General features: G+C 70.1%; 11 protein-coding genes and 2 pseudogenes. 10 read left to right on the forward strand and 3 right to left on the reverse strand.

Going from position 1 to position 15831, the window contains the following annotated elements; genetic code table 11:
• Positions 1–100: 100 nt before the first annotated feature.
• Complete coding sequence (locus tag VXC91_RS03715; protein ID WP_329505049.1) at positions 101–805, reverse strand: DUF1707 SHOCT-like domain-containing protein; 705 nt, start codon at positions 803–805, stop codon at positions 101–103.
• 192 nt (positions 806–997) lie between these two features.
• On the opposite strand from VXC91_RS03715, the gene VXC91_RS03720 reads away from it, so the two are divergent.
• The 5 genes and pseudogenes from VXC91_RS03720 to VXC91_RS03740 form a co-directional block, all read left to right on the forward strand.
• Positions 998–2665, forward strand: a complete 1668-nt coding sequence (locus VXC91_RS03720) for a fumarate hydratase (protein ID WP_329505051.1) — start codon at positions 998–1000, stop codon at positions 2663–2665.
• Positions 2666–2923: 258 nt separating this feature from the next.
• On the forward strand, positions 2924–4309 hold the full coding sequence (locus tag VXC91_RS03725; RefSeq protein WP_329505052.1) for a class II fumarate hydratase: 1386 nt from the start codon (positions 2924–2926) through the stop codon (positions 4307–4309).
• A gap of 110 nt (positions 4310–4419) precedes the next feature.
• Positions 4420–5118, forward strand: coding sequence for a cytidylyl-2-hydroxypropylphosphonate hydrolase (fomD, locus tag VXC91_RS03730; RefSeq protein WP_329505105.1), 699 nt, complete (start codon positions 4420–4422; stop codon positions 5116–5118).
• A 241-nt stretch (positions 5119–5359) separates the two neighbouring features.
• Positions 5360–7480 (forward strand): SpoIIE family protein phosphatase, encoded by a 2121-nt coding sequence (locus tag VXC91_RS03735; protein ID WP_329505053.1) that lies wholly within the window; start codon positions 5360–5362, stop codon positions 7478–7480.
• A gap of 63 nt (positions 7481–7543) precedes the next feature.
• Positions 7544–7825, forward strand: a pseudogene (locus VXC91_RS03740) (catalase-related domain-containing protein); the annotation flags it as partial.
• A gap of 51 nt (positions 7826–7876) precedes the next feature.
• Here VXC91_RS03740 and VXC91_RS03745 read toward each other — a convergent pair.
• Positions 7877–10219, reverse strand: a complete 2343-nt coding sequence (locus VXC91_RS03745; protein ID WP_329505054.1) for a transglycosylase domain-containing protein — start codon at positions 10217–10219, stop codon at positions 7877–7879.
• 237 nt (positions 10220–10456) lie between these two features.
• Here VXC91_RS03745 and VXC91_RS03750 point away from each other — a divergent pair.
• The 5 genes and pseudogenes from VXC91_RS03750 to VXC91_RS03770 all read left to right on the forward strand — a co-directional run.
• Positions 10457–10579, forward strand: a pseudogene (locus VXC91_RS03750) (SPFH domain-containing protein); the annotation flags it as partial.
• 65 nt (positions 10580–10644) lie between these two features.
• Complete coding sequence (locus VXC91_RS03755; protein WP_329505106.1) at positions 10645–10893, forward strand: hypothetical protein; 249 nt, start codon at positions 10645–10647, stop codon at positions 10891–10893.
• Positions 10894–11020: 127 nt separating this feature from the next.
• Positions 11021–11545, forward strand: coding sequence for a PadR family transcriptional regulator (locus tag VXC91_RS03760; RefSeq protein WP_329505056.1), 525 nt, complete (start codon positions 11021–11023; stop codon positions 11543–11545).
• On the forward strand, positions 11542–12231 hold the full coding sequence (locus VXC91_RS03765; RefSeq protein ID WP_329505057.1) for an ABC transporter ATP-binding protein: 690 nt from the start codon (positions 11542–11544) through the stop codon (positions 12229–12231). Before VXC91_RS03760 ends, VXC91_RS03765 begins: the two co-directional genes overlap by 4 nt.
• An 86-nt stretch (positions 12232–12317) precedes the next feature.
• Positions 12318–14615 (forward strand): ABC transporter permease, encoded by a 2298-nt coding sequence (locus tag VXC91_RS03770; protein ID WP_329505058.1) that lies wholly within the window; start codon positions 12318–12320, stop codon positions 14613–14615.
• A 100-nt stretch (positions 14616–14715) separates the two neighbouring features.
• Here the strand turns inward: VXC91_RS03770 and VXC91_RS03775 are convergent, their stop codons facing one another.
• Positions 14716–15720 carry a LysR substrate-binding domain-containing protein gene (locus VXC91_RS03775; protein ID WP_329505059.1) on the reverse strand — a complete coding sequence of 335 codons (1005 nt, stop codon included), beginning with the start codon at positions 15718–15720 and terminating at the stop codon, positions 14716–14718.
• Positions 15721–15831 lie beyond the last annotated feature (111 nt).

Consider the following 15831-nt stretch of genomic DNA (forward strand, 5'->3'; position numbering starts at 1 on the left):
CGTGCCTATGCACTGAGTTCACTACGGCTGCTGTTGCAGGGGGTGTTCGCCATTCCGGGAAGCGAACGGCCGCTCTGGGACGCGACCGCATTCACAGACATCAACGGTCGAGGTGTTTGCGCAAAGCCTTGTCCACCTTGTTCGACACGCGGTCGAGGATGTCCGCGACCAGCTTGCCCCGCCTGGGTCGCGCCTCGACGTTCCCGAGCACGGCAAATCCGTCCACATGGATGACGGGTGCGTTCTGCTCACCCGAATCCAGCGGGCTCACCTCGAAGTTGCCGAGGACGGCGCCGCCGGTGCCACGCAGCGTGATGTTTTCCGGGACGCGGATCGTCACGTCACCGAAGACCGAGATCGCCTTGATCACGACCTGCTGGTACTCGAAAATCGCCTCGCTCAGGTCGATCTCGACACTGCCGAAGATCGCGTAGGCGTGCAGACGGCGGCCGGGGCGCCAGCGGCCCTTGCGTATGGCGCTGCTGAAGACCGCCACCACGTTCGCGTCGGGCTCGGCCGGCACCGTGCCCGGGGTGGGGCGACCCGGCGCCGGGGTGTACATCGGGGCGGTGCGGCGCGCCTGTGCCGCGGGCAGATCGCGGACGAACAGGTCCAGCTCCCCGACCGTCTTGGCGTTCAGCACGCCCTCGACGCGTTCGGCGTGCTCCTCCGCCGTGAGACGGCCCTCGGCGAGGGCGTCGCGCAGGAGGTCGGTGATGCGGTCACGGTCGGCGTCCGAGCAACGCAGCTCGGTCACGGGCACGGGCCCGCGGGCGGTCGGGGCAGGGCTCTTGTGAAGGTCCACGGCAGCAGCGTACCGAAACGCGATAGATCGCGACTACCCCTCGACACGGCCTGCGGAAGGCCCGCCCAGGGGGCCGACGTCGCCCGCCCGACTGAGCCTTACCTCACAGGTTCACGGCGAGTGCCAGGTTCTACGCTGGTGAACGCTGCCCATGGAGGCCAGCCGCTGTCCGTCTAGTGAGGAATGGGCGAGATGCCTGATTTCGCGTACACCGATCTGCTCCCGACAGGAGAGGACACCACGCCGTACCGCCTGGTGACCTCCGAGGGTGTCTCCACCTTCGAGGCCGACGGGCGTACCTTCCTCAACGTCGAGCCGGAGGCGCTGCGCAAGCTCGCCGAAGAGGCGATCCACGACATCCAGCACTACCTGCGGCCCGGGCACCTCGCCCAGCTGAAGCGCATCGTCGACGACCCGGAGGCGTCCGCGAACGACAAGTTCGTGGCGCTGGACCTGCTGAAGAACGCGAACATCGCGGCGGCGGGCGTGCTCCCGATGTGCCAGGACACCGGCACGGCGATCGTGATGGGCAAGCGCGGACAGCACGTCCTCACCGAGGGCGAGGACGAGAAGGCGCTCTCCCGCGGCATCTACGACGCGTACACCAAGCTGAACCTGCGGTACTCGCAGATGGCTCCGCTCACCATGTGGGAGGAGAAGAACACCGGCTCCAACCTCCCGGCGCAGATCGAGCTCTACGCCACGGACGGCGGCGCCTACAAGTTCCTGTTCATGGCGAAGGGCGGCGGCAGCGCCAACAAGTCCTTCCTCTACCAGGAGACGAAGGCCGTCCTGAACGAGGCCTCCATGATGAAGTTCCTGGAGGAGAAGATCCGCTCGCTGGGGACCGCCGCCTGCCCGCCGTACCACCTGGCGATCGTCGTCGGCGGCACCAGCGCGGAGTACGCGCTGAAGACCGCCAAGTACGCCTCCGCGCACTACCTGGACGAGCTGCCGGCCGAGGGCTCCGAGCTGGGTCACGGTTTCCGGGACAAGGAGCTGGAGGAGAAGGTCTTCGAGCTCACGCAGAAGATCGGGATCGGGGCGCAGTTCGGCGGCAAGTACTTCTGCCACGACGTCCGCGTCGTCCGGCTGCCGCGGCACGGCGCGTCCTGCCCGGTGGCCATCGCGGTCTCCTGCTCGGCGGACCGTCAGGCGGTCGCCAAGATCACGGCCGAGGGCGTCTTCCTCGAGCAGCTCGAGACGGACCCGGCGCGTTTCCTGCCGGAGACCACGGACGAGCACCTGGAGCAGGACGGCGACGTCGTCAAGGTCGACCTGAACCAGCCGATGGACGACATCCTCGCCGAGCTGTCCAAGTACCCGGTCAAGACCCGGCTGTCCCTCACCGGTCCGCTGGTCGTGGCGCGTGACATCGCGCACGCCAAGATCAAGGAGCGGCTGGACGCGGGCGAGGAGATGCCGCAGTACCTCAAGGACCACCCGGTGTACTACGCGGGTCCGGCCAAGACCCCCGAGGGCTACGCCTCGGGCTCCTTCGGGCCGACCACCGCCGGGCGCATGGACTCCTACGTCGAGCAGTTCCAGGCCGCGGGCGGCTCCAAGGTGATGCTGGCCAAGGGCAACCGGAGCAAGCAGGTCACGGACGCGTGCGACGCCCACGGCGGCTTCTACCTCGGCTCCATCGGCGGTCCGGCCGCGCGTCTGGCGCAGGACTGCATCAAGAAGGTCGAGGTCGTCGAGTACGAGGAGCTCGGCATGGAGGCGGTCTGGAAGATCGAGGTCGAGGACTTCCCCGCGTTCATCGTGGTTGACGACAAGGGCAACGACTTCTTCCAGGCCCCCGCCGAGCCGCCCACCTTCACCTCGATCCCGGTCCGGGGTCCCGGGCTGGCGTAGCACACCGGCTCGCGGCGGGAATCGGTTCCGGCCCCGCCGCACCGCCCTCTCCAGGGCCGACGGCCCCTCCACCCCGTCGCGGCCAGGGGCACTGGTCCCCGGCCGTGACGGGGGTCTCCCCTGCGCTCCTGACGGGGCTCCGGCCCCTTCCGAGGGCCGCCCCGGGGCGTGCGGCGCTGCTCGGCCGCGATCGCGCTCCGTCACTCACATTCGGCCGCACCACGGAACAACCCGACCCGGTCCCGTGCTGTACGGGACATGAGCGAATACCGCATCGAGCACGACTCCATGGGTGAAGTACAGGTCCCCGTCGACGCCAAGTGGCGGGCGCAGACTCAGCGGGCCGTGGAGAACTTCCCGGTGTCCGGACAGCGGATCGAGCGCGCACACATCGAGGCGCTCGCGCGGATCAAGGGCGCCGCCGCCAAGGTGAACGCGGGGCTCGGCGTGCTGGACAAGGACATCGCCGAGGCGATCCAGGAGGCCGCCGCCGAGGTCGCCGAGGGCAGGTGGGACGAGCACTTCCCCGTCGACGTCTTCCAGACCGGTTCGGGCACCTCGTCCAACATGAACACCAACGAGGTGATCGCCACTCTGGCCACTGAGCGGCTAGGCCGGGACGTGCACCCCAACGACCATGTGAACGCCTCCCAGTCGTCCAACGACGTCTTCCCCTCCTCCCTCCACATCGCCGCCACCGCCGCCGTCGCCCGCGACCTCGTCCCCGCCCTCGAACATCTGGCGGCTTCCCTGGAACGCAAGGCCGACGAGTTCGGGGATGTCGTGAAGGCGGGGCGCACCCACCTCATGGACGCCACACCGGTGACGCTCGGACAGGAGTTCGGCGGATACGCCGCCCAGGTGCGGTACGGCGTCGAGCGGCTGAACGCCTCACTGCCGAGGCTCGCCGAGCTCCCGCTGGGCGGCACCGCGGTCGGCACCGGCATCAACACCCCGCCCGGCTTCTCCACCGCGGTCATCGCTGAGGTCGCCCGGGTCACCGGGCTGCCGCTCACCGAGGCCCGCAACCACTTCGAGGCCCAGGGCGCCCGGGACGGCATCGTCGAGACCAGCGGGCAGCTCAGGACCATCGCAGTCGGACTGACCAAGATCGCCAACGATCTGCGGTGGATGTCCTCCGGACCCAGGACCGGGCTCGCCGAGATCGCCCTCCCCGACCTGCAGCCCGGGTCCTCGATCATGCCCGGCAAGGTCAACCCGGTCATCCCCGAGGCCGTCCTCATGGTCGCCGCGCAGGTCATCGGGAACGATGCGACCATCGCCACGGCGGGCGCCTCCGGCAACTTCGAGCTCAACGTCATGATGCCGGTCATCGCGAAGAACGTGCTGGAGTCGATCCGGCTGCTCGCGAACGTCTCGCGACTGCTCGCCGACCGCACCGTCGACGGGATCGTCGCCCACCGGGAACGGGCCCGCGAGTACGCCGAGTCGTCGCCTTCCGTCGTCACCCCGCTCAACAAGTACATCGGGTACGAGGAGGCTGCGAAGGTCGCCAAGAAGGCGCTCGCGGAGCGCAAGACGATCCGTCAGGTCGTCCTGGAATCCGGGTACGTGGAGCGCGGAGACCTGACGTTGGAGCAACTCGACGAGGCACTCGACGTCCTGCGCATGACGCACCCGTAAGGTCTCCCGTCATCTCACCCGCCCCTGACGCGAACCGTGACGGGGACCGCAGCGTCGTATGCCGGGGCACCTAATATCTGTGCATGGCAGACGGTGGAGCGGTGAGACGAATGGAAGCGGGCGGATCGACGACGCACTGGGCGCCGGGGGAACAGATCCTCTGGCGGTACCGGGAGAACGCCGGCGAGCGCTTCCACATCGCACGCCCCGTCACCGTCGTCAGGGACGACGAAGAGTTGCTCGCGGTGTGGATGGCGCCCGGCACCGAGTGCGTGAAGCCCGTCTTCACCGACGGCACGTCGCTGCACGCCGAGCCGCTGGAGTCCCGCTACACCAAGCAGCGGACCGTGCAGCTCGACCGTTGGTTCGGCACGGGCGTGCTCAAACTGGCGCGCCCCGGCCGACCCTGGTCGGTCTGGCTGTTCTGGGAGCCGGGCTGGCGGTTCAAGAATTGGTACGTCAACCTGGAAGAGCCGCTCGTCCGGTGGGCCGGCGGCGTGGACTCCGAGGACCACTTCCTCGACATCTGCGTCTACCCCGATCGCAGTTGGGGCTGGCGCGACGAGGACGAGTTCGCGCAGGCCCAGCGGGACGGTCTGATGGACTCCCGGCTCGCCGAACGCGTACGGGCGGCGGGGCGGTCCGCGGTGGAGGTGATCGACGCCTGGGGGACGCCGTTCTCGGACGGCTGGCAGCACTGGCGACCCGATCCGTCCTGGTCCGTGCCACCCCTTCCGGGGGACTGGGATCGTACGCCTGTGTACATGACCTCATGCGACCCTTGTTGCGCTCCCGCGGTACAACCGTAGGATCGTCCTCCGCAAGGGCACACAACGGCAACTCCCGCAGAATGTGCTGAGCTTGACCAAACGTCATCGAGGGGCGGCAGGACGTGAGCGAGGGGTACGAGGGCCACACCGGGTCGGCTCGTCCGACCCGTGGATCATGTATCGCGTGTGACCGCGCGGGAATTCCGTTCCTGGGACACGTATTCCGGGTATCGGCTTCTCGGTGGGACGAACTGCACGCACGGCGCGCAGCCCCGGACGGATGGACTCGACACGCGTGACGGAGCACCCGACCTCCCACAAGCGCCCGCAGCCGGGCGTCGGCCCCACGGACCCCCGCGGGGCGCTCCTGCGTACCCCGGAGCCGCTGCCCACGCCGCCCGCCACCGCTTTACCGGCGCAGACCCGAGGGGGCGAGGGGCAGGCATCCCCGGCCGGGCCGCTGTCCTGCGCGAAGCAAGGACCGTCCGGCAATCCGGGCGGTCCCTCGTCCTCGCTGCCCGCGACGGGCGGCTCCGAGCACTCCCAGCCGGCCGCGCAGGAGTCCGGCACGCACCGGCCGCGCCCGGCTCCGGAGGGCATTCCGGCTCAGCCCGGCGGCGAGCAGGACCGCGCCTCCGCGCTGCCCGGCGGCAAGGAGCGGCGCACCGGCCAGACCCCGCCGCTGCACGGCCCCATGCCCATGCGGCGCGACGGGGACCGGCTGCGTTTCGTGGGCGCCGCCACCCGTCGGATCGCCCGCGGCATCGACCTCGACGAGATCGTGATGGGACTGTGCCGGGCCACCGTGCCCACCTTCTCGGACGCGATCCTCGTCTATCTGCGCGATCCGCTGCCCGTGGGGGACGAGCGGCCCACCGGGCCGCTCGTGCTGCGGCTGCGGCGCACCGACCGGATACCGCGGGAGCGGGACCTGGAGGACGGGATCCTCCCGGTGCCGGTACCGGAGAACTCCGGCCTGGTGGCCCTGAACTACGACCTCTGCGAGGTGCGACCCGGCGGTGCGCTGGCCGAGGTGCTGCGCGGGGTCCGGCCGGTGTTCGCGGACGCGCCCGCCGCCCGTGCCGCGCTGCCCGAGCTGCTCGGGGACGACACCACGATCCCCCCGGGCCAGCGGGCGATTCTCGCACCGCTGCGCGGCCGCCGCAGGGTCATCGGCGCCGTGCTGTTCCTGCGCCGTCCGGAGCGCCTGGCGTTCGAGGCGGACGACCTGCTGGTCGCCGCCCAGCTCGCCACGCACAGCGCGCTCGGCATCGACAAGGCGGTGCTGTACGGCCGTGAGGCGTACATCGCCGACGAGCTGCAGCGGACGATGCTGCCGGAGACCCTCCCGAACCCGACGGGGGTACGGCTGGCGTCGCGCTATCTGCCGGCCGCCGAGACCGCGCGCGTCGGCGGCGACTGGTACGACGCCATTCCGCTGCCGGGCAGCCGGGTGGCGCTCGTGGTCGGCGATGTCATGGGCCACTCCATGACGTCGGCGGCGATCATGGGTCAGCTGCGGACGACGGCCCAGACGCTGGCCGGGCTCGACCTGCCGCCGCAGGAGGTGCTGCACCACCTGGACGAGCAGGCCCAGCGGCTCGGCACCGACCGCATGGCCACATGCCTGTACGCGGTGTACGACCCGGTCGCGCACCGGATCACCATCGCCAACGCCGGCCATCCTCCGCCGGTCCTGCTGCATCTGGGCGGCCGGGCCGAGGTGCTGCGGGTACCCGCGGGTGCGCCCATCGGCGTGGGCGGGGTCGACTTCGAGGCCGTGGAACTGGACGCGCCGGCCGGCGCGACCCTGCTGCTGTACACCGACGGCCTCGTCGAGTCGCGGTTGCGGGACGTGTGGACCGGTATAGAACAGCTGCGGGAGAAGCTCGCCGCCACCGCCCAGCTCACGGGCGCCGATCATCCGCCGCCGCTCGAGGCGCTGTGCGACGAGGTGCTCGACATGCTCGGCCCCGGCGACCGCGACGACGACATCGCGCTGCTCGCCGCCCGCTTCGACGGGATCGCGCCGAGTGACGTCGCGTACTGGTTCCTGGAGCCCGAGGACGCTGCCCCGAGCCGGGCCCGGCGACTCGCCCGCCGGGCGCTCGCCCGCTGGGGCATGGAGGAGCTGACAGACTCGGTGGAGCTGCTGGTCAGCGAGGTCGTGACCAATGCCGTGCGCTATGCGTCACGGCCGGTCACGCTGCGCCTGCTGCGCACCGACGTCCTGCGCTGCGAGGTGGGCGACGATGTGCCCCAGCTGCCGCGGCTGCGGCAGGCGCGGGCGACGGACGAGGGTGGCCGGGGTCTGTACCTGGTGAACCGGCTGGCCCGGCGCTGGGGCGCGACCCGGCTGAGCACCGGAAAGGTGGTCTGGTTCGAGTTGAGCAGGGGCTGAGCGACGAGGGATGGAGCCTCGGTCAGACTCGTGCCGACCTTGGACTCCGTCCAAAAGTTGCCGGCATCCGTCGAGCAGTTCGGCGACCCCGCCGGCTGGCACACGGCGGGCGAGATGGTGCGGGAGGCCTATCGGCTGCACCGCGAGGACGACGACTTCGGCCAGGCCCACACGATGGTCCGCCAGGTCCTGGACGAGGCGGCTCGCGACCGGCTGGTCTCCAACGTCACCGGGCATCTGCTGCAGGGCGTGAGCCGCCCGGTCCTGGACCGCGCGCTGCAGTACTGGCGCAACATCGACAAGGAGATCGGCGACCGCATCGCCCACAACGTCAACGGCGGCTGACGCACACCACAAGAAGGGCGCCCGGCGGGCAGGCCACCGAGCGCCCTCGCGCTACTGCCCCTGGTTGGGATCGAGCGGGTTCCTCGGCGTGATCGGAGGCGTCGTCACCGGAGCCGTCGTCGCGGGCGCGGACGTCGGCGGCTTGGTCGTCGGCGGCTGAGTGCCCGGCGTCGTCGCGGGCGCGGACGTCGGCGGCTTGGTCGTCGGCGGCTGGGTGGTCGGCGTCGTCGACGGGCTCGTGGTCGGCGACTGCGTGACGGTCGGCGACACGGTCGGCTGGACCGCGGCGCCCTGCGTGGTCTCCAGGTCGAACTTGGTGACCTCGCCCATCGCCTCGAAGGTGTAGGCCGCCCAGATCTGCGCCGGGTAGCCACCGCCGTTGATGCGGCCGGGGGCCGGGAGGAGGCCCGTGGCGCCCTGGAGGGTGACCTGGGCGTGGGTCTTGGCGTTCTCCCCGAAGAGGCCGACCGAGGTGACCAGGTCCGGCGTGAAGCCGGTGAACCAGGCCGACTTGTTGTTGTCGGACGTCCCCGTCTTGCCCGCCACCTGCTGGCCGTCGCGCGAGGGGTTGTCCCGCACCGACACCTTGGCCGTACCGTCGTCGACCACGCCGGTGAGCACCGAGGTCACCGTGTCGGCGGCCTCGCGGCTGATCACCTGGTCGCCGATCGGGTCCGGCATGGTGACCGTGCGGTCCTTGTGCTCCGCCGACTTGATGATCGCCGGGGTGACCTTCCTGCCGTGGTTGTCGAGGGTCGCGTAGACACCGGCCATCTCCAGCGGGCTCGCGCCCATGGAGCCCAGGGTCTGCGCGGGCACGGCCTGCATGCCCTTGGTGTCCATGCCCAGATCCTTGGCGACCTTCATCACGTTGTCCATGCCGACGTCCACGCCCATCTGCGCGAAGACCGAGTTCACGGACTGGTTCATCGCCTTCTGCACCGTGATGTCGCCGTAGTCCTGGTCGTCCTCGTTCGGCGGGGCGAAGGCGATCGCGCTGCCCTTGACCGGACGGCCGCTGGTTCCGTCGTAGATCGTGTTGGCGGTGATCGCCCGGTCGTCCTGGGTCTTGGCCTGCTCGTCCACGGCGGCGGCGAGTATCAGCGGCTTGAAGGTGGAGGCGGGCTGGTAGTCGCGGCGCGTGGCGTTGTTGGTGAAGTGCTTGAGGTAGTCCACGCCGCCGTACATGGCGAGCACGCGGCCCGTCTTCGGGTCGACGGACACGGCACCGGGCTGGACGTCGCCGTCGACCGAGCGCTTCTTCGGGTTCAGCTTGCTGGTCAGCCTGTCCTTGACGGCCTGCTCCAGCTCGGCCTGCTTCTTCTTGTCGATATTCACGGTGATGGTCCAGCCGCCCGACTTCACGAGCGCCTCGGCGTCACCGATCGAGGCCGCGGTGCCCTGGGAGACGAGCTGCCGCTCCAGGGACGCGTTGGCCGCGTCCACCAGATAGCCGGTCTGCCCCTCCATGCCCGGCGCCCCCTTGGGCGCCTTCGGCACCGGGAACTTCATGGCCGTGCGCTTGCCCGCGTCCAGCCAGTGCTGGCCCACCATGTTGTCGAGCACGTAGTTCCAGCGATTCTGCACCAGCTTTTTGCCGGTGCCGGTGGCGACGGCCCAGTCGTACTGGCTCGGCGCCTGGAGCAGCGCCGCCAGATACGCGCCCTCCTCCACCGTGAGGTCCTTGGCGTCCTTGCGGTAGTAGGCCTGCGCGGCGGCCTGGATGCCGTAGGCGCCACGACCGTAGTAGCTGGTGTTGATGTAGCCCGCCAGGATGTACTCCTTGGACTTCTGGCGGTCCAGCTTCAGCGAGATGACCAGTTCCTTCAGCTTGCGCGTGACGGTCTGGTTCTGGTTCAGGTAGTAGTTCTTGACATACTGCTGGGTGATCGTCGAACCACCCTGCGCGCCCTTGCCCGAGACGGTGTTGAGCAGACCGCGGGCCGTGCCCTTCAGGTCGACGCCCGCGTCCTGGTAGAAGGTCTTGTTCTCGGCGGCGACGAAGGTGTGCTGGACCTCCTTGGGCACCTCGGCGAGGTCGACGTTCTCGCGGTTGACCTCACCGGTGCGGGCGAGAATGCTGCCGTCGCTGTACTTGTAGACGTTGGACTGCAGCGTGGCGGCGGCGTTCCCCGCGGGGATAGGGGTCGTCAGATACAGCAGGACGAACGCGCCCATGCCCAGCAGCACGAAGCCGAACAGCGTGCCGAGCACCGACTTCCAGGTGAAGAACCTGCGTATGCCGCTCTTTCTGTTCTTGGCGGCCCTGCCGCGCGCGGCGGCCCGGCCGCCGACCGACGGGGAGCCGACCGTCCGCTCGGCCCCGGACGAGCGCTTGGGCGCCGCGCGGCGGCCACCGCGCTGCCGCGCTCGTCTCTCTTCCGCTCGTCCCATGGGTCGATCCGCTCCGCTTCGTTCTCGTGTGTCACACAGGGGCGTGGCTCGGGTCAGCTCAGAAAACTAACACCGCGCGATCTGACAAAGGCCCACCGATCACGCCTTTTACGGACGTGACAATCAGCACCTGTCCCATCGGAACCGACGATCGGAAGGCACGGAAGGTTGTCATGACGGGTAAGTGTTATCACTTTGCTAGAGCCGAGCTATTGCACGAAACGGGGGATACCGCCCATGTCCCCACACGACGCTTCCGCCACCGGCGACGTACCGGAGGTGCCCGCACCGCGGGTCCGTGAGTTCACCGCGCACAGCATCGGCGGCGGGTTCGCACTGCTTCTCGGGCTTGCCGGACTGGCGCTGGTGGTGCTGTGCGGGGACCGTGCGCCTCAGCCCGTGCTCAACACCGGGTCGCTCCACCAGTGACGGCTCCCTCCGGAGGTTCGACCCCCGAGCGTCGGCCGCAGCAGCGCAAGCAGGTGCGGCTGCGGCTGGATCCGTTGGTCTACGAGGCACTCGCCCGCTGGGCGTCGGACGAACTGCGCTCGGCCAACGCCCAGATCGAGTTCCTGCTCCGGCGCGCTCTCGCGGAAGCGGGCCGGCTCCCCCGCGGGACGAAGCCCGTCCCCCGTCGTGGACGTCCGCCGGCTTCGGGTGATCCGGAGTCGTAGACAGGGCGCCGGAACCGTGTAGCAGAACCGTGACAGACGCCTTCCACCTGGGAGGACGTGCTCCGGACCACGATCTATAAACATCATGTATACGCGGTGTGTATACGCCATGTGTACAGTGCTTCCCATGTCCATCGGTCACACTCTTCTCGGACTCCTGGAGTCCGGGCCCCGTCACGGTTACGACCTGAAGCGGGCCTTCGACGAGAAATTCGGTCACGACCGGCCGCTGCACTACGGCCAGGTCTACTCGACGATGTCCCGGTTGCTGAAGAACGGGCTCGTCGAGGTCGACGGCATCGAGGCCGGCGGCGGGCCCGAGCGCAAGCGGTACGCCATCACCGACGCCGGGGTCACCGACGTACAGCGGTGGCTCGCGACCCCGGAGAAGCCCGAGCCGTATCTGCAGTCGACCCTCTACACCAAGGTCGTCCTCGCGCTGCTCACGCACCGCGACGCGGCCGACATCCTCGACGCGCAGCGTGCCGAGCACCTGCGCATGATGCGGATCCTGACCGACCGCAAACGCAAGGGCGACCTGGCCGACCAGCTGATCTGCGACCACGCCCTGTTCCATCTCGAGGCCGATCTGCGCTGGCTGGAGCTGACCGCAGCACGCCTCGACAAGCTCGCAGCGGCGGTGGCCAAGTGACTCCTCCCCCCGGTTCTCTGCTGACCGCCCAGGACCTGCGCAAGGCGTACGGTCCGACCGTCGCCCTCGACGGCGCCGAATTCTCCATCCACCCGGGCGAGATCGTCGCCGTGATGGGTCCGTCCGGTTCCGGCAAGTCGACCCTGCTGCACTGTCTCGCCGGGATCGTGCCCCCCGACTCGGGCTCGATCGTCTACAACGGCCGCGAGATGGCCGGTATGAGCGACGCCGAACGCAGCCTGCTCAGGCGCTCGGAGTTCGGGTTCGTGTTCCAGTTCGGGCAGCTCGTTCCCGAACTGACCTGCGTCGAGAACGTGGCCCTCCCGATGCGGCTGAGCGGCACGGCCCGCAAGGAGTCCGAGCGGACCGCCCTGGCCTGGATGGAGCGGCTCGAGGTCGACGACCTCGCCGGGAAGCGCCCCGGTGAGATATCGGGCGGTCAGGGACAGCGCGTGGCCGTCGCACGCGCCCTGGTCACGAACCCGCGCGTACTGTTCGCCGACGAGCCGACCGGTGCGCTGGACTCGCTCAACGGCGAGCGGGTGATGGAGTTGCTGACCGAGGCCGCCCGGTCCACCAACGCGGCCGTCGTGCTGGTCACGCACGAGGCGCGGGTGGCCGCGTACTCCGACCGCGAGATCGTCGTACGGGACGGCAAGTCGCGGGACATGGAGCGCGTCGTATGAGCACACGATCGAGGCACCTCCCTGCTCATGAGGGTCCCCCCGCTCGAGCGAAGTCGAGAACCCGGGGGATGGGCCGGGATCTGGCCATGGGGCTTCGGTTCGCCTTCACCGGTGGACGCGAAGGGTGGGTCCGGCTCCTGCTGACGGCCGTAGGCGTCGGACTGGGGGTGGCCCTGCTTCTGCTCACCACCGCGCTGCCGAACGCGCTGACGGTCCGGCGCGATCGCGAGGAGGCGCGCCTGGACTACACGTACAGCCAGACGGTCATGCCGAGGGCCGACAACACCCTCGTGATCGCGGACATCGACACGACGTACCGCGAGAAGGACGTGCGCGGGCGGCTGATGGAGCCCGAGGGGGCACGGGCGCCGCTTCCGCCGGGGGTGGACGAGTTCCCAGCGGTGGGCGAGATGGTCGTCTCGCCTGCGCTGAAGGAACTCCTCGCCTCCGACAGCGGGAAGCTACTGCGGGAGAGGCTGCCGTACCGGATCGTCGAGACCATCGGGGAGAGCGGGCTCATCGGCTCGGCCGAACTCGCCTACTACGCGGGGGCGGACGGCCTCGCCACGAAGATCAACGGCTCGTCGGTGGCCCGGATCGACCGCTTCGGCGATCCGCACCCGACGCCCGAGCGGTCGGACCCGGTGCTGGTCCTGCTGTCCCTCGTCGTCTTCGTGGTGCTGCTGACGCCGGTCGCCGTGTTCATCGCCGCGGCCGTGCGGTTCGGCGGCGAGCGGCGCGACCGCCGGCTCGCGGCGCTGCGGCTGATCGGCTCCGACGGCGGGATGACCCGGAGGATCGCCGCGGGCGAGGCGCTCGCGGGGGCCCTGCTCGGGCTGGTCCTCGGTGCCGGATTCTTCCTGGTGGGCCGTCAGGTGGCGGGCTCCCTGGAGGTTCTCGACGTCAGCGTGTTCCCCAGCTATCTGAATCCCTCGCCGCTCCTCGCCGTGCTCGTCGCGGTCGCGGTGCCGGCGGCCGCGGTGCTGGTGACGCTGTTCGCACTGCGCGGGGTCGTCATCGAACCGCTCGGCGTCGTACGCTCGGCGCGGCCCGCACGACGCCGGCTGTGGTGGCGGCTGCTGCTGCCGCTGGCCGGACTCGCCATGCTCTACCCGATGATCGGCAAGGGCCGGACCCACGGAGACTTCAACCAGTACCTGGTCACCGGCGGCGTCGTCCTGCTCCTGGTGGGCGTGACCGCGCTGCTGCCGTGGATCGTCGAGACGGTCGTCGCCCGGCTCGGCCGGGGCGGCGTGGCCTGGCAACTGGCCGTGCGCAGGCTGCAGCTGAGCAGCGGCACGGCGGCCCGCATGGTCAACGGCATCGCGGTGGCGGTGGCCGGGGCGATCGCGCTGCAGATGCTGTTCGCCGGGGTCGACAGCGATTACACCAAGCAGTCGCAGAACGACCTCTCGCGGGCGCAGATGCAGGTGAGCCTTCCGGGCGGGGTGCCGGTCGGCGCGGCCGCCGGGGAGTTCGCCGCCACACAGGGCGTGCGGAAGGTCACGGCGCTGTCCGGCGGCACTCTCGGCGACACCCGCAAGGACCCCGCCTCGTCCATCGAACTCAGCATCGGCGACTGTGCCGCCCTCCGCGAACTGGCCACGCTGCCCTCGTGCCACGACGGTGACGTGTTCGTGCTGCGGGGCGCGGAGTACGACAGCGACACACCGAAGCTCGCCAGGCCGGGCCGGACGCTGTACCTCGATCCGTCCTATGGAAGCGAGCACAGCGGCGAGGTCGCCTGGAGGGTGCCGCCGGAACTGAAGCAGGCTCAGTCGATCAAGGACCCGACGGGGGTGCGGCGCGGCGGCATCATGATGACGCCGCGCGCGCTGCCCGAGGGGGCCAACGCGTGGGTCACCGGGGACATCTACCTGTCGCTCGACTCGTCCGTGCCGGATGTGCGCGAGTACGTACGGAACACGGCGGCGCGAGTCGATGTCCGGGCGGACGCGATGGTGTGGTCGGCCTCCGAGCAGTCCCGAAGGTTCACCTCCATCCGCACGGGGCTGTTCGTCGGCGCCGCCTGTGTGCTGGCGCTGATCGGCGCGAGCCTCCTGGTGTCGCAGCTGGAGCAGCTGCGGGAGCGCAAGAAGCTGCTGTCGTCGCTGGTCGCCTTCGGCACCCGGCGCCGCACGCTGAGCCTGTCGGTGCTGTGGCAGACGGCCATCCCGATCGCGCTCGGACTGGTGCTGGCGTCGGCGGTCGGCCTGGCCCTGGGGGCGGTTCTGCTGAAGATGACCGCCCAGAGCATCCGCGTGGACTGGGCCGGCGTGCTGTCGATGGCGGGCATCGGCGCCGCGGTCGTCCTCGTCGTGACGCTGCTCAGCCTGCCACCGCTGCTGCGGCTGATGCGGCCGGACGGGCTGCGTACGGAGTGACCGCCGCCCCTGCCGTGCGGGCCTCCCCCTGACCGGGAGGGGCCCGCACGCGTTCACAGGGCGTACTCCTTGGTATGGGTGCGGGGATTCCCGGGGGTTCTCAGTCGTCGGGCCCCAACACCCGTACGGGCAGCGGCCGCAGTGCTTCACGGAGCGCCTCCGCCAGCTCCTCGTACTCGGTACCCCGCGCGGCGCCGGCCCGCATCGCGAAGGCGATGCGCCGGGTCGGGGCCGGGTCGGCGAAGTAGCCGGTGAGCAGCTGGTTGCTGCGGGAGGTCTCCACTCTGACGGCGGTACGCGGCAGCAGGGTCACCCCCAGCCCCCCGGCAACGAGCTGCACGAGGGTGGACAGCCCGGCGGCGGTCGTGGTCACCGGCGTGCCCTGCCGTCCCCCACCGGCCGCCGAGGAGCCCCGCCCTGCCCCGCTGATACCGCGTCCGGCCTCCCGGCAGATGTCGAGGGCCTGGTCGCGCAGGCAGTGCCCCTCATCGAGCAGCAGCAGGTTCAGCTCGCGCAGGGCCTGCCGAGGGATGCCCTCCCGGCCTCCGAGCCAGTGGTCCAGCGGGGTGACGAGCACGAAGTCCTCGTCGAAGAGCGGGAGTTCCGCGACGCCCGGCACACCGAGGGGGACGGCGAGCAGCAGCAGGTCGAGGCGGCCGGTGGTGAGCCCGTCGAGCAGGCCGGCCGTCTGCTCCTCGTGGACCTGCAGGTCGAGGTGCGGATAGCGGTCGTGGACGAGATCGAGGACGGTCGGCAGCAGATACGGCGCGACGGTCGGGATCACACCGAGCCGCAGCGCCCCGGTGAAGGGCGCCCGGGCGGCCTCGGCCTCCTCCATGAGGGCGCCGACCTCCGCCAGCACCGCCTTGGCCCGTACGGCGAGCCGCTCACCGGCCGGCGAGAGGAGGACCTTGCGGGTGGTGCGCTCCAGCAGGGTGACGCCGAGGACCTCCTCCAGAGCGGAGACCGCGCCGGACAACGCGGGCTGACTCATGCCGATCGCGGCGGCCGCGTCGCGGAAGTGGAGGTGCTCGGCGACTGCGGCGAAGGCGCGCAGCTGGGCGAGACTGGGCTGCCGGCGTCCGTTTGTCCTGGTGCCACCCATCCCCGTGAACTCCCTACCGATAGTGACTGATAGCAGACACCGATCAACCGGACCGACTGTAGCTATTTCCTGAATCAATGCACCCTGTGACAGGATCACGGGCGTCCAACC

The organism is Streptomyces chiangmaiensis (assembly GCF_036281785.1).
Lineage (GTDB): Bacteria > Actinomycetota > Actinomycetes > Streptomycetales > Streptomycetaceae > Streptomyces > Streptomyces chiangmaiensis.